Source organism: Streptomyces sp. NPDC053432, from assembly GCF_055585365.1.
The window spans coordinates 160,371-177,618 of sequence record NZ_JBVJKF010000014.1 but is presented as its reverse complement, the minus strand read 5'-3'; the positions used below and the strand labels follow the sequence as shown (position 1 = coordinate 177,618).

Below are 17,248 nucleotides of genomic sequence, written 5' to 3'. Positions count from 1 at the left end.
GCGGGCGCTCCACGGGGCGCCCGTCTCATCGCTCCGGCGGAGCCACGCGTGGTGTCGCGGTCCCGCACCTGGCTGGCGCGGACAACCTCACCAACGAGGGCCGCCGGGGGCCGTCACGGTCCGGACGGGTGACGAACAGGCGTCAGCCGTCACACCCGGCCGCGGCACAGCTCCAGCAGCGTCATGGCGAGCGCGGTGCCGGGCTTGCCGAGGGCGTCGCTCCAATGGGAGAGCACCTCCATCTCGCGCGACAGATGCACGCGCCGCCCGCCGGAGGCGATCCGGGCGTCCTGGATCACCGTCGAGACGGCCATCCGCTCCTGGATCAGACCGATGATCCGGTCGTCGATGGCGTCGATGCGGACACGGGAGTCGGCGATCAGCTGCTCGGGCGTGGTGGTGATCGTGGTCATGGTCTTGTCTCCTGTGGTCTGAGCCGGCAGGAGCGGAAACGCGGAGCGCCCCGGTCCTGTCGGACCGGGGCGCTCTGGGAAGTCTGTGGCTCAGGCGAGCATCACGATGACCCATGGCGACCGGACCGGCCGGTGCCATAGGTAAAGAGGAAGCTCAGCTGCTTGCGCACGTGGCGATTATGACCTTCCGGCCCACTCCGGGCCAAGCGGGTTCGGATGGTGAGACGAAGAGAGCACCGCGTCCCCCGTTAGAATCGACAAATACAACCACCTCTTCCGCCGGAAGGCCGCCCCGTGCCAGAAGCACCCTCCGCCGCCCACGACAGCGCCCCGGACACGGTTCTCGTCGTCGACTTCGGCGCCCAGTACGCCCAGCTCATCGCCCGCCGCGTCCGCGAGGCACGGGTCTACAGCGAGATCGTGCCGAGCTCGATGCCCGTCGACGAGATGCTGGCCAAGAACCCCAAGGCGATCATCCTCTCCGGCGGCCCGTCCTCCGTGTACGAGGAGGGCGCCCCGCAGATCGACCGCGCCCTGTTCGAGGCCGGGGTCCCCGTCTTCGGCATGTGCTACGGCTTCCAGCTGATGGCGACCACCCTGGGCGGGACGGTCGACAACACGGGCGCCCGCGAGTACGGCCGCACCCCGCTGGCCGTCTCCAAGGCCGGCTCCACCCTCTTCGAGGGCACCCCGGAGAACCAGTCGGTGTGGATGTCCCACGGCGACGCCTGCTCCGCCGCGCCCGAGGGCTTCACCGTCACCGCGTCGACGAACGTCGTCCCGGTCGCGGCCTTCGAGAACGACGAGAAGAAGCTGTACGGCGTGCAGTACCACCCCGAGGTGATGCACTCCACGCACGGCCAGCAGGTCCTGGAGCACTTCCTCTACCGCGGCGCGGGCCTGGAGCCCAGCTGGACCACCGGCAACATCGTCGAGGAGCAGATCGCGGCCATCAAGGCGCAGGTCGGCGACAAGCGCGCCATCTGCGGCCTCTCCGGCGGCGTGGACTCCGCGGTCGCCGCGGCCCTCGTGCAGAAGGCCATCGGCTCGCAGCTCACCTGCGTCTACGTCGACCACGGCCTGATGCGCAAGGGCGAGACCGAGCAGGTCGAGAAGGACTTCGTCGCCGCCACGGGCGTGCAGCTGAAGGTCGTCGACGCGCAGGAGCGCTTCCTGAACGCGCTCGCCGGCGTCTCCGACCCGGAGACCAAGCGCAAGATCATCGGCCGCGAGTTCATCCGCGTCTTCGAGCAGGCCCAGCTGGAGATCCTCCAGGAGGAGGGCCCCGCGGTCGCCTTCCTCGTCCAGGGCACCCTGTATCCGGACGTCGTCGAGTCCGGCGGCGGCACCGGCACCGCCAACATCAAGTCCCACCACAACGTGGGCGGCCTGCCCGACGACATCGAGTTCGAGCTCGTCGAGCCGCTGCGCCAGCTGTTCAAGGACGAGGTCCGGATGGTCGGCCAGGAGCTCGGCCTGCCCGAGGAGATCGTCCAGCGCCAGCCGTTCCCCGGCCCGGGCCTGGGCATCCGCATCGTCGGCGAGGTCACCAAGGAGCGCCTGGACCTGCTGCGCGAGGCCGACGCCATCGCCCGCCACGAGCTCACCGCGGCCGGCCTGGACCGCGAGATCTGGCAGTGCCCGGTCGTGCTGCTGGCCGACGTCCGCAGCGTGGGCGTGCAGGGCGACGGCCGCACCTACGGCCACCCGATCGTCCTGCGCCCCGTCTCCTCCGAGGACGCGATGACCGCGGACTGGACGCGCATGCCGTACGAGGTGCTCGCCCGGATCTCCACCCGCATCACCAACGAGGTGCCGGAGGTCAACCGCGTGGTCCTCGACTGCACGAGCAAGCCCCCGGGCACCATCGAGTGGGAGTAGGGGCCCCCGCCCTGGCCCCCCACCCCGCACGACGACGGCGCCGCCGCTCAGCCTGGCTGAGCGGCGGCGCCGTCGTTCCGGCCGGTGACACGGCTCTGGTCTCCTCGGCCTCCCGCGGGTACCTTGCGCCGCGAGCCGAGCCGTCGAAGGAGCGCCCATGCCGGACCAGCCCGTACCCGTGCCCGTGGAGCGGCTCGGCTTCGAGATGCCTCCCGTGCACGGCACCGCCGAGGAGGCCCGGGCCCACCGCAAGGAGCGGCTCGCGGAGGCGCTGCGGCTGCTGGCGCGGCTCGGGTACGGGGGCGGGGTCGACGGGCAGATCACCGCGCGGGACCCCGAGTTCGAGGACTGCTACTGGGTGAACCCCTTCGGGCGGGCCTTCGCCGGCCTCACCGCCGACGACCTGCTCCTGGTCGACGGCGACGGGCGGGTGCTGAGGGGCGGGCGCCGGGTCAACGAGCTGGCTTTCGCCGTGCACGCCGCCGTCCACCGGGCGCGCCCCGGCGCGGTGGCCGTGGTGCGCGCGCAGGCCCCGTACGGCCGTGCCCTCGCGGCGCTGGGCGAACTGCTCGCGCCGATCACCGAGGAGGCCTGTGCCTTCTACGAGGACCACGCGCTGCTGGACGAGTTCACCGGGGTGGCGGAGCCGGGCCGGATCGCGCAGGCCCTGGGCCCGTACAAGGCGTTGATCCTGCGCAACCGGGGGCTGCTGACGGTCGGGGACTCGGTGGACGCGGCGGTCTGGTGGTTCATCGAGGCGGAGCGGGCGGCGCAGGTGCAGCTGACCGCGCGGGCCGCCGGGAAACCGGTGCCCGTCGACCACCGCGCGGCGGTCGCGACGCGCCGGCGGTTCGGGTCCGACCTGGCCGCCTGGGTGAGCTACCAACCCCTCAGGGAAGAGGTGGCGTCAACATCATGAACCGTTAATCACCTGCTCTGACATCGTGCGCAATCCGGAGTACTGCCCCAGTGGTGCACAATTCGCTGGCATCGCACCGTAGTTCAGAGAGGCGGCACGCACGTGGCTGTCCAAGAGATGTCTGAGATGTCCCGTGGGGGTACCCACACAGCCGCCTGCGCCTGCGACGAGTGCGCACGTGAGGGCCACCGCCGGGCGGTCGCCGCGTTCCTGGAGAAGCGCGACGAGTTCGCCTCCGGCCACGGGGTGCCGGCCGCCGTGGCGCACTCCCTCGGCGCCTCCCGCCAGTGGGTCTCCGACGAGCTGACCCTGTCGGCCCGCGCCGCGGCGGACCGGGGACGGGAGGCCGGGAACTCCTGGCTGTACCTGTTCTCCCGGCGGGCCGTCCTCGCCGTGTGGATCGCCGCCGGGGTCCTCCTGCTGGTCCAGGTCGGCACGGCGCTCGGCACCGGCTGGTCCACCGCCCGCACCGCGGGACTGCTGGCCGCCCTGGTGCTCGCCGGGCTGCTCACGGTCGCCGCACGTGCCCAGTCCGTGCACGGTGGGCTGCTGGCCCCCCTGGTCGGCGAGGACAACCGGCTGTCCACCTCGAAGGCGGCGGCGAGCGCCTGGGTCGTGCTGACGGCCTTCGCGACGCTGCTGCCCGCCCTCCGGCTGGCGGCCTCCCCGCCGGGCCCGGAGCGCCAGGCCCTCTACGCGGGGCTCGCGCTGGACCGGGCGCTGCCGCTGCTGGCGGTGGTGTCGCTGACCTCGGCGGTGGCGGTGCTGGTGCGCCGGGTGGTCTCCGTACGGATCATGGGCCAGCGGCTGCAGAAGCTGCCCGCCGACCGGCCGCGCGGGGTGGACCTGCTGACGGACGACGCGGGGCACGGCAGCTTCCCGGACGCCCAGTACGTGCTGGTCTCCACGGTGGTGCTGGCCTACGCGGCGGTGTCGCTGGCCCGCTTCCCCGAACGGCTCCCGCAGCTGCCGTGGGCGCTGGCGCTGCTGATCGCGCTGTCGGCGGCGGTGTACCTGGCCGGCAAGTACGCGGAGGGCAGCCGTCCCCTCGTCCTGTCGGTGGTCCGCAGACGCGAGCCCGGTGACCTCGACGCCCCGGTCCGCCCCGGGGACGACATCGAGATCCGGGGCGTGGGATTCGTACCGCCCGGGGCGGGGACGCCGGAGATGCTGGCCCGGCTCGTGGTGCGGATCGGCACGATCCACGTGCACGTGCCGCTGGTTCCGGTGGCGGGCGGCTTCACCAACCCCTCCGACGCGGTGCTGACCGTGCCGGTGCCCGCGGAAGTGGAGCCGGGGCGGATCGACATCCAGGTCATCACGGCCGCAGGAGTGGAATCCAACCGCTGCGTCATCGACGTCGCCGAATGATCGGGGTAGACATGACAGATGACCACAACCGCGACTGACGCCCCGTCCAGAGCGGAGGGGCTGCGCCTCGCCCCCCTCGCCTCCCACTACGCCCTGCTGCCCCTGCGGATCTTCCTCGGCGTGACCTTCGTCTACGCGGGGCTCGACAAGCTGACCGACTCCGCCTTCCTGTCCGCCACGGGCACCGGATCCATCGGCGAGCTGATGCGCGGCGTGCGCGACACCGCCGCGATCCCCGCCCTGGTGGACCTGGCGCTGAAAGCCCCCGTCGGCTTCGCGGTGGCCATCGCCGTCGGGGAACTGCTCGTCGGCCTCGGCGTACTGGCCGGCCTGCTGACCCGGATCGCCGCCGCCGGCGGAGCGCTGATCTCGCTCAGCCTGTGGCTGACGGTGTCGTGGGCGGTGACCCCGTACTACTACGGCAACGACCTGGTCTACCTGATGGCGTGGACCCCGCTGGTCCTCGCCGGGGCGCCCTACCTGTCGCTGGACTCCGTGATCCGGTCGCGCCGGTCCCTGCGCACCGCGTAGGTCACCATCCCCACCAGGGCGGCGAGGCAGAGCCCGCCCACTGCCATGGGGACGACCAGGAACCACGGCACGTCGGTCTCGCCCGCCGCGTCGAGCAGGTACATCACTCCGGCGGTCAGCAGCACGATCCCCGCGAGGAGCCGTCCGGGCTGGAACTCATGACGCGGCACGGGCCACCTCCACCTGTCCGACACCCGCGTGCAGGTGCAGATCGACCGTCCCGCCGGCCTGGGTGCCGGCGGTGGGCGGCAGCGTCCGGGTCTCGGTCTCGCCGCCGCTCTTGACGCGTACGTCCTGGCTGGTCTCCCCGGGCATGTGGATGTCGCCGAGCTCGACCGACACCTCGGCCTGCGCCGTGACCTCCCGGGGCACGATCACCTTCAGCCGCCCCGCGTCGATGGACGCGCGGACCGAGACGGTGGCTCCCTTCGGCACGTCCAGCCGGCTCAGGTCCAGGGTGGCGAGCCCGGTGCCCGCCTCGTAGACCGGACGTACGTCGGCGATCGAAGCGGGCCGCCACTCCACCCGCCGGAAGTCGGTGCCGATCTCGGGCGGCAGCGCCGACGCACCCGCCAGCAGCCCGGCCGTCACCAGACCCAGCAGGACGGTGCCGAAGCCGGTGCGGCCCCTGACCGAGCTGACCGCGAGGCCCAGGCCGAAGACGGCCAGGGCCGCGGCGAGCCCGATCTCCAGGGCGTGGCCGAGGGTGCTGCCCTTCCATACGGAGGCGGCCCCGGCGATCCCCGCCAGCAGGGCCAGGACGAAGATCCGGCCGCCGATCCCGCCGCGGGGGCGGGCCGGTGCCGGGGCGGGCCGCTCGGGCGTCCGCGGCGCCCTGCCGGCGGGCGGCGCCTCCTCCTCGGCGTCCGCGGGCCCCCACAGGTACCCGGTGGAGCCGACCGGGCCGGTGGTGCCGTCCTTGACCAGCGGATCGCGCCACCACGACGGGCTGCCGGGGACGGGCGGGGCCTGCGTCTCCGGCGGGGCGGGGGAGTGCGCGGCGGGGGTCTCGGCCTCCGGAGCCTGCGCCCGGCGCCGCTGCGACCAGTACGAGGCACCGCCCAGCGCCAGGATCACCAGGATCGAGAAGACCGCGAGGCCGCCGTTGTCCAGCATCGACAGGAACAGCGCGCAGCCCGCCAGCGCCGCGAACACCGCCGTCAGCGTGCCGCCCTCGACCCGGCCGGTCAGCAGCTTGCGCGCCTCGCTCTCCTCCTCGCCCTCCTGCGGGAGCATCAGCCACGCGAAGCCGTAGAAGATCAGGCCGACGCCCCCGGTGACGGTGAGGACGCCCAGGACGATCCGGAAGACCACCGGATCCAGGTCGAAGTACCGGCCCAGGCCCCCGCACACGCCCGCGAGGACCTTGTCGCGCCTGCTGCGGCGCAGGGGCGGCCGGGGATCGGGGGGAGGCTGGGGGGCCCCGGCGTCCGCCGGAGGGGCGTCGTGCACTTCGGTCATGCGTCCATGGTGACGGGCCCGGACCGCCCCGGACATCCGGTCCGACCCTGGCGCAACCCTGATATCCCCCCGGCCGTAATGGGGGGATGCCCTGATGCCCGGCCGCCCGCGCGCGTGTGACCCTTGGTGACATGCCCGTAGCCGCCGCTCCCCCTCACGTGCCCGACACCGACGAGGCGCCGCCGCGCAAGCTGTACCGCAGCGCCGACGGCCGGATGCTCGGCGGAGTCGCACGCGGTCTCGCCGGGCACCTCGGCCTGCCCGTGATCTGGGTCCGCCTCGCCTTCCTCGGCCTGTTCATGTTCGGGGACGGGCTCGGCGTGCTGCTGTACGGCGCGTTCTGGGTCTTCGTACCGCTCGGCGTCGGCGGCCGCTCCGCGAACCGCTCCTTCTTCGAGACCCTCACCGACGGCGGCCGCCACCTGCGCCGGCCCGACAAGGGCCAGGTCCTCGCACTGATAGCCCTCTTCGTCGGCGTGTGGATCTTCATCGCGAAGCTCCAGGCCGGCGGGTCCTCCGGCCGTTACGTGTGGCCGACGCTGCTCGTCGGCGCGGGCGTGGTCCTGGTATGGCGGCAGGCCGACAACGCGCGGCGCGATCACTGGGGGGACGCGGTCGCGCGCCGCGGCCGGCTGTTCCAGGCCGCCCGGGCCCTCGCGGGAGTCGCCCTCGTCGGCGTGGGCCTGACCGTCTTCATCGTCGTACGGGGCTCCGCCGCGCAGCTCGGCAACGTGCTCACCGCCACCCTCGCCGTCCTCATCGGCGTCGCCCTGCTCGCCGGGCCCTGGCTGATCCGCATGACCCAGGACCTCTCCGAGGAACGCCTCATGCGCATCCGTGCCCAGGAACGCGCCGAGGTCGCCGCCCACGTCCACGACTCCGTCCTGCACACCCTCACCCTGATCCAGCGCAACGCGGAGGACGTCGGCGAGGTCCGCCGCCTCGCCCGGGCCCAGGAGCGGGAACTGCGGAACTGGCTCTACAAGCCCGAGGGCACCGGCAAGGACGAGGCCGAGGAGCCGGCCACCCTCGCCGAGGCCGTGAAGAAGACGGCCGCCGAGGTGGAGGACCACCACGGGGTGCCCATCGAGGTCGTCGTCGTCGGCGACTGCCCGCTCGACGAGAAGCTCGGCGCGCAGATGCAGGCCGCGCGCGAGGCGATGGTCAACGCCGCCAAGTACGGTGGCGAGGGCGGCCCGGTACAGGTGTACGCCGAAGTGGAGGGGCAGACCGTGTTCGTGTCCGTGCGGGACCGGGGGCCGGGCTTCGACATGGACGCGGTACCGGACGACCGCATGGGCGTACGAGAATCGATCATCGGCCGGATGCAGCGCAACGGCGGGACCGCACGGCTGCGGTCCGCGCCCGACGGCGGCACGGAAGTCGAGCTGGAGATGGAGAGGGCGGCGAAGGCGGCATGACCGAGGACAGCGCTGAGAAGGAGACCCGCAGGGTCCGGGTGGTGCTCGTCGACGACCACCGGATGTTCCGCGCGGGCGTACAGGCGGAGATCGGCGAGACCGAGCGGACCGGGGTGGAGGTCGTCGGCGAGGCGGCCGACGTCGACCAGGCCGTCACCGTGATCACCGCCACCCGCCCCGAGGTGGTCCTCCTGGACGTGCACCTGCCCGGCGGCGGCGGCGTCGAGGTGCTGCGGCGCTGCGCCCCGCTGATGGCGGCGGCCGAGAACCCGGTGCGGTTCCTGGCCTTGTCGGTGTCCGACGCGGCCGAGGACGTCATCGGGGTCATCCGGGGCGGTGCCCGCGGATACGTCACCAAGACCATCACCGGCACCGAGCTGGTGAACTCGGTCTTCCGGGTGCAGGACGGCGACGCGGTGTTCTCGCCGCGGCTGGCGGGTTTCGTGCTCGACGCCTTCGCCTCGACGGACGCCCCGCCGGTCGACGAGGACCTGGACCGGCTGACCCAGCGCGAGCGCGAGGTGCTGCGGCTGATCGCGCGCGGGTACGCGTACAAGGAGATCGCCAAGCAGCTCTTCATCTCGGTGAAGACGGTCGAATCGCACGTCTCGGCGGTGCTCAGGAAGCTCCAGCTCTCCAACCGCCACGAACTGACCCGCTGGGCCACCGCGCGGCGCCTCGTCTGAGGCCTGACCTGCGGGTGAACCGCCGGTGCCACCCCGGGGGCCGGGCCTGACGGTGTGATCCACGACGCAGCCGGGGAGGGCAACCGGACGGCCTCGCGCCGCCCTCTTGGGTGGCGTGATGAGCCTGACGGGGACACCCTTCTTCGTGACGGCGATCGTGCTCACCGCGATCGCCGTCATCCTGCCGCTGGCCCTGTGGAGCAAGGTCCGCGGCCCCGCCGCCGTGCGGGTGGCGACCCGTGCGCTGATGGTGGTGTTCGCCCAGGTCACCGCCGTCGCCGTGGTGTTCGTCGCCGTGAACCGGGCCGAGAACTTCTACGCCTCCTGGGGCGACCTGCTCGGCACCGGCAAGTACGTCCAGGCCGCCCCCGACCTCGGCCCCGACGGACTCGGCGGGAAGAAGGCCGAGGAGGTCAAGCAGGCCCCGAAGGTGCACCAGGACTTCCAGCCGGTCGAGGGCCTCGGCGGGCGGGTCAGGAAGACCGAACTCGACGGGAAGATATCCGGGGTCAAGGGCGACGTCATGGTGTGGCTGCCGCCGCAGTACGACGAACCCGCCTACAAGGACAAGAAGTTCCCGGTGGTCGAGCTGATCCCGGGCATCCCCGGCACCGGCAAGTCCTGGTTCCAGGGGCTCCACGCGCACGAGGTGCTCGAACCGCTCATGAAGAGCGGCAAGGTGCAGCCGTTCATCCTCGTCTCGCCCCGCGCCATGCTCGTCGGCAACGGCGACACCGGCTGCGCCAACATCCCCGGCAAGGTCAACGCCGACAGCTGGTTCAGCGTCGACGTCCGCAAGATGGTCACCGACAACTTCCGGACCTCGCCGGACCCCAGGCACTGGGGCGTGGCCGGGTACTCGGCGGGCGCCTACTGCGCCGCCAAGCTCGCGATCGCCCACCCCGACCGCTACAGCGCGGCCGTCTCGCTGTCCGGCTACAACGACCCGGGCCAGGAGCCCTCCTCGCTGGTCGCCCAGGACCCGGAGCTGCGCCGTACGCACAACCTGAAGGCCGTGCTCCAGGCCGCGCACACACCGCCGGCGGTCTCCCTGTGGATGTCGGGGGCCGAACAGGACGGCTACCTGTCCGGCCTGGACCTCAAGGGACTGGCGAAGGCGCCCACCGTGGTGCACGCGGAGAAGGTGGTCGGCGGCCACAACCTCGAAGCGTGGTCCAAGCAGCTGCCGCAGACGTTCGGCTGGCTGAGCGGAGTGGTCAAGGCGCCGTAGCGGCCCTACGCGGGGCGGGAGGCACCCGCCCACGGCATCGAGTCGACCGGGGCGATGCGGACCGTGGACCCGGGGCGCGGGGCGTGGATCATCTGGCCGTTGCCGATGTAGAGCCCGACATGGGTCACCCCGGAGTAGAAGAACACCAGGTCGCCGGGGGCCAGCTGGTCGCGCGGGACCCGCTGTCCGGCGTTGATCTGGGTGTAGGTGGTGCGGGGGAGGGAGACCCCGGCCGAGCGCCAGGCCGCCTGGGTCAGCCCCGAGCAGTCGAAGGAGCCCGGGCCCGTCGCGCCCCACACGTACGGCTTCCCGATGGCCCCGTACGCGAAGGCCACGGCCCGGGCCGCGCGCGAACCGTCGGAGGGCCGGGGCGGGGTCGGGGTCGTGGTCGCGGTGTGCGGCCCGGCGGGGGCGGCGCCGGCCGACTGGGCCTCGTACGCGGCGCGCTCCTCGGCGGTGAGCCGGGCCAGCAGCTGCCTGGCCGTGGCGAGCTTGCCCTCGACCTCGGCCTTGCGTTCGGCGAGTTCGTCCCGCCGCTCCCGGAGGTCGGCGAGGCGGCCGGCGGCCTGCTCGCGGAGCTTGCCCACCTCGTCGAGGCGGCGGCGCACCGTGCTGATCCCGGTGGCGCTGCGCTCCTGGGCGCGGGTGATGAACGCCGTCTGTGACAGGTACTCCTGCGGGTCGGCGGCCAGTGCGAGCTGCACGGCGGTGCCGAGGGAGCCGCTGCGGTACTGGCCTGCCGCGAGCGAACCCAGCGCGTTGCGCGCGGCGTTCAGCTGGTCCGTCTTGCGGGCGGTCTCGTCGCGCAGGCCGTTCAGCGCCCGCTCGGCCTCGTCGGCCCTCTCCTTCGCCCCGTTGTACCGCTCGGTCGCCGCCTCGGCCTCCTCGTAGAGCCGGTCCACCTCGGCCTTGACCTGGGAGGGGGTCGGCTGGGGGGCGGCCTGGGAGGTGCCTTCGAAGGCGGTGGCGGTGGCAGCGCCCGCGAGGGCCAGGGTGGCGGCGGTCGTCCGTACCGTTCCGCCGGAGAGCGGGCGCTGCCTGGGCTTTCGATGACTGGCCACGAGGGCCTCACGTCCTTCCCCTGTCGGCTGGGTCCTGGGGGAGGACGCTAAACCTGGAAGTTACGGGCCGATGACGGGATGACCCGAAGTGACCGGATGTGGTGGATCGCTTCTGGTCAGTGCCAGAGAACGGCGATAAAGATGTTGATCACGGTCAGTCCGCCGACCGCACCGAACAGCGCCTTCTCCACGCGCTCCTCGTCGCGCTTCACGTAGACGAGGGCGAGGATCACGAAGAGGACCGCCAGCTTCACGCCGATCTTGACGTGGTTGAGCGGGCCGCCGTCCATCTCGCGGAAGCCGACCAGCAGTACGCCGGTGACGAGCATGGTGAGCGCGCCGTGCAGCATGGCCGGCACGAAGCGCGCGGTGCCCGCGCCCATCGCCTTCATCTGGGTGAGGAAGCCTCCGAGGAGCGAGGCTATTCCGATGATGTGCAGGCCGACGAAGGCGTTGATGAGTACGTCCATGGCGTCGAGCGTACGGGGTGGCCCTTCCCGCAATTCGCTCAGGCGGGCGAATGCGACGCCGCCGCGGCGGGCGTGCCGTCAGCCGAAGAACCGGGTCAGTTCGGCGGTCACGAACTCCGGCCGCTCCTCCGCCAGATAGTGGCCGCTGCCGTCGACGCGGACGACCCGGGTGTCGGTGCCGAGCGCCGGGACCGCGGCGAGCAGCTGTTCGTAGTTGCTGTGTTCGCCGCCGAGGGCGAGCAGCGGCGCGGTCACGGGGGCGTAGCCGGCGAGGTCGGCGATGTCCTGGTGGAAGGTGCGGTACCAGGCGTTGCCCGCGCGGATCGCGTCCGGGGAGTCGTACGCCCGGGCGTACACGGCGCGGGAACGGACGTCGATCGAGGTCCGGTCGACGGCCATGTCCGACAGCAGCCGGTCCAGCAGGAGGTGGAAGCGGCCCGCCAGGAGCTGCTCGGGCAGACCCTCGACCTGGTTGAAGGCGAACCACCACAGGTGGCGCAGGCCGGACCGGGGGAGCAGCGGCATCCGCGCCCACCCCTCCTCCGGGTGCGAGACGTCGAGCAGGGCGATGCGGCGGGTGGCTCCGGGATGGTTCGCGGCGAAGGCGTAGGCCACCATCGCGCCGATGTCGTGGCCGGCGAGGTGCGCGGATCCGATGGAGAGGTGGTCGAGGAGGGCGCGGACGTCGGCGGCCAGCGTCTTCTTGTCGTACCCCTCCTCCGGCTTGGCGGAGCCGCCCATGCCGCGCAGGTCGACGGCGATCACCCGGTAGCGGCGGGCGAGCGCGGGCATCACCTTGTTCCACTGCCACCAGGTCTGCGGCCAGCCGCCGAGGAGGACGAGCGGCTCGCCGGAGCCGCCTTCCACGTAGTGCAGGCGGGTGCCGTTGACCTCGGCGTGGCGGCTGGTGAAGGCGCCGTCGAGGGAGGCGGCGAGCGAGGCGTCGCCGAGGGCGTCGTCGGTGGCGTCTTCGAGGTTGCCTTTGAGGGTGCCTTCGAGGGCGGCGGTGGTGGTGGGCTCGGTGGTGGGCATGGGGGTGTCCTCACGTCGACATGGCCGTACGAAGATTTCGTACGGTCATGACAGTACGAGATCTTCGAACGGTCTGGCAATGTCCGTACGAGATCTGCGTACAGTGGGGGCATGCCCGCTGAGCCGAGCCACCCCGCCGCCGACCGCATCGACCTGACCGGGGTCCTGGCGGCACTCGGGCACCCCGTCCGGCTGGAGATCGTCCGCAAGCTGGCCTCCGGTGAGGAGGCGTTCTGCGGCGAGGTCGTCCCGGACCTGCCCCGGTCGAGCGTCACGCACCACCTCAAGACGCTGCGCGAGAGCGGAGTGATCTGCCAGCGGCCGCGCGGGCGCAGGCTCTACCTGGCCCTGCGCCGCGACGACCTGGACCGGTGCTTCCCCGGTCTCCTGGAACTCGTGCTCGGCTGTCGGTCCCGACCCCTAGACTCGGAATGCGATGAGCAGCCTCTTTGACGACAGCTTCCTGGCCGACCTCACTCCCTCCGACGAGGTCCCGCCGCCGCCCGAGGACCACGCCCCCGAGCCGGGCGCGGACGACCTCTTCGGGGGCAGGTTCGACGTGCCCATGACGGGGGAGGCGTACTACCGGGACGGCGCCCCCAGGCCCGTCATCGACCCGGCGACGCTCCTGGACGGGCTGAACGAGCAGCAGGCCGCCGCCGTCGTGCACGCGGGCTCCCCGCTGCTCATCGTGGCCGGCGCCGGTTCCGGGAAGACCCGTGTGCTCACGCACCGCATCGGGCACCTGCTGTCCGCGCGGGGCGTCCACCCCGGCCAGATCCTGGCGATCACCTTCACCAACAAGGCCGCCGGCGAGATGAAGGAGCGCGTCGAGGGCCTGGTCGGCCCGCGCGCGAACGCCATGTGGGTCTCCACCTTCCACAGCGCGTGCGTGCGCATCCTGCGCCGCGAGTCCAAGCGGCTCGGCTTCACCTCGTCGTTCTCGATCTACGACGCCGCTGACTCGAAGCGCCTGATGGCGCTCGTCTGCCGCGACCTGGACCTGGACCCGAAGAAGTTCCCGCCCAAGGCCTTCAACGCCAAGATCTCCAACCTGAAGAACGAGCTGATCGACGAAGAGGCCTTCGCCGACCAGGCAGCGGACGGTTTCGAGAAGACCCTGGCCCAGGCCTACGCGATGTACCAGGGCCGGCTGCGCGAGGCCAACGCCCTCGACTTCGACGACATCATCATGACCACGGTCCACCTGCTCCAGGCCTTCCCGGACGTGGCCGAGCACTACCGGCGCCGCTTCCGCCACGTCCTGGTCGACGAGTACCAGGACACCAACCACGCCCAGTACACGCTCGTGCGCGAGCTGGTCGGCACCGGCTACCCGGACCTGCCGCCGGCCGAGCTCTGCGTGGTGGGTGACGCCGACCAGTCGATCTACGCCTTCCGCGGCGCGACCATCCGCAACATCCTCCAGTTCGAAGAGGACTACAAGGACGCGACGACGATCCTGCTGGAGCAGAACTACCGCTCCACGCAGACGATCCTCTCCGCCGCCAACGCCGTCATCGAGCGCAACGAGAACCGCCGCGCGAAGAACCTGTGGACCCAGGCCGGCACCGGCGCGGTCATCACCGGCTACGTCGCGGACACCGAGCACGACGAGGCCCAGTTCGTCGCCGACGAGATCGACCGGCTGACGGACGCCGGGGACGCCAAGGCGGGCGACGTCGCGATCTTCTACCGGACCAACGCCCAGTCGCGCGTGTTCGAGGAGATCTTCATCCGCGTCGGACTGCCCTACAAGGTCGTCGGCGGCGTCCGGTTCTACGAGCGCAAGGAGGTCCGCGACGTCCTCGCCTACCTGCGCGTCCTCGCGAATCCCGAGGACAACGTCCCGCTGCGCCGCATCCTGAACGTGCCCAAGCGCGGCATCGGCGAGCGCGCCGAGGCGATGATCGACGCCCTCGCGATGCGCGAGAAGATCACCTTCCCGCAGGCGCTGCGGCGCGTGGACGAGGCCTTCGGCATGGCCGCGCGCTCGACGAACGCGGTCAAGCGGTTCAACGTCCTGATGGAGGAGCTCCGCACCGTCGTCGACTCCGGCGCAGGGCCCGCCGTCGTCCTGGAGGCGGTGCTGGAGCGCACCGGTTACCTCGCCGAGCTCCAGGCCTCGACCGACCCGCAGGACGAGACGCGCATCGAGAACCTGCAGGAACTGGCGGCCGTGGCGCTCGAGTTCGAGCAGGCCCGGGAGGCCGCGGCCACCGAGGCGGCCGAGACCGGAGCCCCGGCCCCCGGCCCGGGCACCCTCGCCGAGTTCCTGGAGCAGGTCGCGCTCGTCGCCGACTCCGACCAGATCCCGGACGAGGACACCGACGGCACGGGCGTCATCACGCTGATGACCCTGCACACGGCCAAGGGCCTGGAGTTCCCGGTGGTCTTCCTGACCGGCATGGAGGACGGGGTCTTCCCGCACATGCGCGCGCTCGGCCAGACCAAGGAGCTGGAGGAGGAGCGCCGGCTCGCCTACGTCGGCATCACGCGCGCCCGCGAGCGGCTGTACCTCACGAGGTCGAGCATGCGCAGCGCCTGGGGCACGCCCTCGTACAACCCTCCGTCGCGGTTCCTGGAGGAGATCCCGGCGCAGTACCTGCAGTGGAAGCGCACGGGCGCCGCGCAGAAGCCGGCCGGCCCGATGCGCGGCGCGAGCGGCGGCAAGGCCTCGTTCGGCACTTCGCCGGAGTCGTTCCTGTCCTCGTCGCGTACGAAGTCGGGCCCGTCGGGGTTCGCGACGCGCCGGGCCGCGGACAAGCCGGTCATCGCGCTGGCGGTCGGGGACCGGGTCACGCACGACCAGTTCGGGCTCGGCACCGTCATGGAGGTCAAGGGCGCGGGTTCGGACGCGCAGGCCACCATCGACTTCGGGGACGACAAGCCGAAGCGGCTGCTCCTGCGCTACGCGCCGGTGCAGAAGCTGTAGCGGCTGCGGCTGCGGCTGCGGCTGCTGCTGCTGCGGCTGCGGGCCCGGGGGCCTGGGAGGCTCTTCCTCAGCGGGGGTCCAGGCCGTGGCTGCGGAGCCACGGCAGGGGGTCGATCGCGCTGCCGCCGCCGGGCCGTACCTCGAAGTGGAGGTGCGGGCCGGTGGAGTTGCCGGAATTGCCGGAGTACGCGATGACGTCGCCCGCCTTGACCTTGCCGGACCGGATCTTGGTGCTGCTGAGGTGGCAGTACCAGGTCTCGGTGCCGTCGGGCGAGGTCACTATCGCCATGTTGCCGTAGGCGCTGTTCCACTGGGTGCGCACGGTGCCGTCGGTGGCGGCCATGACCGGTGTCCCGTAGGAGACCGGGAAGTCGATGCCCGTGTGCACGGACATCCACATGCCGCCGGCCTGCCCGAAGCTGGCGCTGAGGCCGTGCTGCGCGACGGGGATGGCGAACTTGGGGCGGGCCGCCTCCTTGGCCGCCTCCTCCTCGGCCTTCTTCTTCTTTTCCTCTTCCTGACGCAGGCGCAGGTCGATGCGCTCCTGCGTGCGGCTCGCGCGGTCCGCGAAGTCACCCGCGTCGGCGCTGAGCGCCGTCAGCTGGGTGTCGAGTTTGGTGTTCGCCGCGACCGGCTTCACGGAGGCCGGGTCCGGCGCGGCCATCGTCGTGGTGTCGTCGGAGGGCTTGTCGGCACCGGTGAGGCCGCCGACGGAGGCGGCCGCGATGCCCGCGACGCCCATCACGCAGGCGGAGGGCACGGCCACGGTCAGCAGGGCGGAACGCTTCGCCGGGGTCCGGCGACGGCCGCTGCCCGCCTTGGTGTTGGCGCCGCCCTTGCCCTTGGGGGCGTTGCGGCGCGCGGCACGCGTGCCGGGGGTCGCCGGCATGGCCTGGGTGGGCAGGTCGTGCACCTGGTGCACGTCGGGAATCTCGTATTCCTCGTACGCCTCGTACGCCTCGAGGTCGCCCAGCGCGTCGAGCGTCTCCGGTGCCCCGGACGCTTCGTCGAGCACCACGTCGTCGGCCACCGCGGCGGCGGGGACGGGCTCGAAGACGGAGGTCTCGGCGTAGGGGTCGGGCTCGGTGGCGACCGGGACGGAGGAGGCCTCGTAGGCATAGCCGACGGTGGTCGCCTCGTACGCGTACTCCTGCTGCGCGGGCTGCTGGTGTCCGGCGTAGGAGGAGTAGTCCGCGGCGCCCGTGGCCCCCGGGGCGTCGGTGCCGGCGGTGTTCCAGGCGGTGGCGTCGTAGGCGCCGGTCTCGGTGCCGTAGCCCGGCATCGCCCAGTGGCCGGTCTGCTCGGCGGAGGTGTCGTAGCCGAACGAAGGCGCCGCCTGGTAACCGGAGAAGTCCGTGCTCGCCGCGTTCCAGGCGGTCGTGTCCCACTGCCCCGTGTCCGCGGGCGCGGTCTGCGAGGGAATGGTGGACAGATAAGCGTCCTGGGAGGTCCACGCCGTGGTGTCGTACGCGCCGGTCTCATAGGAGCCGTATGCCGCGTAGTTGACCCCTTGTCCCTGCGTTTCATAGGAGACGTAGGTCGAGTCACCAGCGAAAGTGGTGGTGCCGAGGCCGTCATACCCGAGATCCGGGTACTGGCCCGACGAGGGGCGGTCGTTCACCAACTTCTCTTTCGCCTCGGCAGTGGGGGCCTGGGTGGCCGGTGGAACGAGATCCACCGGAGGAGAGCAGTGGCGTGACTGTACCCGGCGGTTACTGGCATCGACAATCTTCGGAGGGTTTCCGCTTCACCGGAACCGGGCATTCGGCCGCCTTTCGGTCGCCGAAAGACGCACCCTTGGCCTTGAGTTCGAAATCCGTTCGACTTGAGGCCGTC

At 71.9% G+C, this 17,248-nt stretch carries 16 protein-coding genes; 9 read left to right on the top strand and 7 right to left on the bottom strand.

Annotation, left to right across the window (positions count from 1 at the left end):
- Nucleotides 1-149 precede the first annotated feature (149 nt).
- A complete protein-coding gene (locus tag ACZ6Y1_RS23590) occupies nt 150-413 on the bottom strand; it encodes a chorismate mutase (protein ID WP_384584659.1) in 264 nt (87 codons plus the stop codon).
- Between the two features lie 294 nt (nt 414-707).
- Between ACZ6Y1_RS23590 and guaA the strand changes: the two genes are divergently transcribed.
- The 4 genes from guaA to ACZ6Y1_RS23570 all read left to right on the top strand — a co-directional run bounded on the left by guaA (nt 708) and on the right by ACZ6Y1_RS23570 (nt 5,115).
- Nucleotides 708-2,294, top strand: a complete 1,587-nt coding sequence (gene guaA / locus ACZ6Y1_RS23585) for a glutamine-hydrolyzing GMP synthase (protein WP_469633057.1) — start codon at nt 708-710, stop codon at nt 2,292-2,294.
- A gap of 157 nt (nt 2,295-2,451) precedes the next feature.
- A complete protein-coding gene (locus ACZ6Y1_RS23580) occupies nt 2,452-3,213 on the top strand; it encodes a class II aldolase/adducin family protein (RefSeq protein ID WP_469633053.1) in 762 nt (253 codons plus the stop codon).
- A gap of 117 nt (nt 3,214-3,330) precedes the next feature.
- Entirely contained in the window at nt 3,331-4,584 is a 1,254-nt protein-coding gene (locus tag ACZ6Y1_RS23575; RefSeq protein WP_469633050.1) for a hypothetical protein, read from the top strand.
- An 18-nt stretch (nt 4,585-4,602) separates the two neighbouring features.
- Nucleotides 4,603-5,115 carry a DoxX family protein gene (locus ACZ6Y1_RS23570; RefSeq protein ID WP_469633047.1) on the top strand — a complete coding sequence of 171 codons (513 nt, stop codon included), beginning with the start codon at nt 4,603-4,605 and terminating at the stop codon, nt 5,113-5,115.
- On the opposite strand, the gene ACZ6Y1_RS23565 is transcribed toward ACZ6Y1_RS23570, so the two are convergent.
- Both ACZ6Y1_RS23565 and ACZ6Y1_RS23560 read right to left on the bottom strand, forming a co-directional pair.
- Entirely contained in the window at nt 5,061-5,285 is a 225-nt protein-coding gene (locus tag ACZ6Y1_RS23565) for a hypothetical protein (RefSeq protein ID WP_469633044.1), read from the bottom strand. The two genes, ACZ6Y1_RS23570 and ACZ6Y1_RS23565, sit on opposite strands and share 55 nt — an antisense overlap.
- Entirely contained in the window at nt 5,272-6,576 is a 1,305-nt protein-coding gene (locus tag ACZ6Y1_RS23560; RefSeq protein ID WP_469633041.1) for a PspC domain-containing protein, read from the bottom strand. Before ACZ6Y1_RS23560 ends, ACZ6Y1_RS23565 begins: the two co-directional genes overlap by 14 nt.
- Nucleotides 6,577-6,707: 131 nt before the next feature.
- Here ACZ6Y1_RS23560 and ACZ6Y1_RS23555 point away from each other — a divergent pair, with 131 nt between their 5' ends.
- The 3 genes from ACZ6Y1_RS23555 to ACZ6Y1_RS23545 all read left to right on the top strand — a co-directional run bounded on the left by ACZ6Y1_RS23555 (nt 6,708) and on the right by ACZ6Y1_RS23545 (nt 9,914).
- Nucleotides 6,708-7,997 (top strand): ATP-binding protein, encoded by a 1,290-nt coding sequence (locus ACZ6Y1_RS23555; protein WP_469633038.1) that lies wholly within the window; start codon nt 6,708-6,710, stop codon nt 7,995-7,997.
- Nucleotides 7,994-8,683 (top strand): LuxR C-terminal-related transcriptional regulator, encoded by a 690-nt coding sequence (locus ACZ6Y1_RS23550; RefSeq protein WP_469633035.1) that lies wholly within the window; start codon nt 7,994-7,996, stop codon nt 8,681-8,683. Before ACZ6Y1_RS23555 ends, ACZ6Y1_RS23550 begins: the two co-directional genes overlap by 4 nt.
- A 118-nt stretch (nt 8,684-8,801) precedes the next feature.
- Nucleotides 8,802-9,914, top strand: coding sequence for an alpha/beta hydrolase (locus tag ACZ6Y1_RS23545; RefSeq protein WP_469633032.1), 1,113 nt, complete (start codon nt 8,802-8,804; stop codon nt 9,912-9,914).
- A 5-nt stretch (nt 9,915-9,919) separates the two neighbouring features.
- Here ACZ6Y1_RS23545 and ACZ6Y1_RS23540 read toward each other — a convergent pair whose 3' ends face one another.
- The 3 genes from ACZ6Y1_RS23540 to ACZ6Y1_RS23530 form a co-directional block, all read right to left on the bottom strand.
- The gene (locus ACZ6Y1_RS23540; RefSeq protein WP_469633029.1) at nt 9,920-10,975 is read right to left on the bottom strand and encodes a C40 family peptidase; all 1,056 of its coding nucleotides are present in this window, start codon (nt 10,973-10,975) and stop codon (nt 9,920-9,922) included.
- 116 nt (nt 10,976-11,091) lie between these two features.
- Entirely contained in the window at nt 11,092-11,445 is a 354-nt protein-coding gene (locus ACZ6Y1_RS23535; protein WP_469633027.1) for a hypothetical protein, read from the bottom strand.
- A gap of 78 nt (nt 11,446-11,523) precedes the next feature.
- A complete protein-coding gene (locus ACZ6Y1_RS23530) occupies nt 11,524-12,477 on the bottom strand; it encodes an alpha/beta fold hydrolase (RefSeq protein ID WP_469633024.1) in 954 nt (317 codons plus the stop codon).
- A 111-nt stretch (nt 12,478-12,588) separates the two neighbouring features.
- On the opposite strand from ACZ6Y1_RS23530, the gene ACZ6Y1_RS23525 reads away from it, so the two are divergent.
- Nucleotides 12,589-12,930: an ArsR/SmtB family transcription factor gene (locus ACZ6Y1_RS23525; protein ID WP_469633020.1), complete on the top strand. Its 342-nt coding sequence runs from the start codon at nt 12,589-12,591 to the stop codon at nt 12,928-12,930.
- Entirely contained in the window at nt 12,914-15,412 is a 2,499-nt protein-coding gene (gene pcrA, locus ACZ6Y1_RS23520) for a DNA helicase PcrA (RefSeq protein ID WP_469633017.1), read from the top strand. Before ACZ6Y1_RS23525 ends, pcrA begins: the two co-directional genes overlap by 17 nt.
- Before the next feature lie 67 nt (nt 15,413-15,479).
- Here the strand turns inward: pcrA and ACZ6Y1_RS23515 are convergent, their stop codons facing one another.
- Entirely contained in the window at nt 15,480-17,033 is a 1,554-nt protein-coding gene (locus ACZ6Y1_RS23515; protein ID WP_469633014.1) for a M23 family metallopeptidase, read from the bottom strand.
- Nucleotides 17,034-17,248 lie beyond the last annotated feature (215 nt).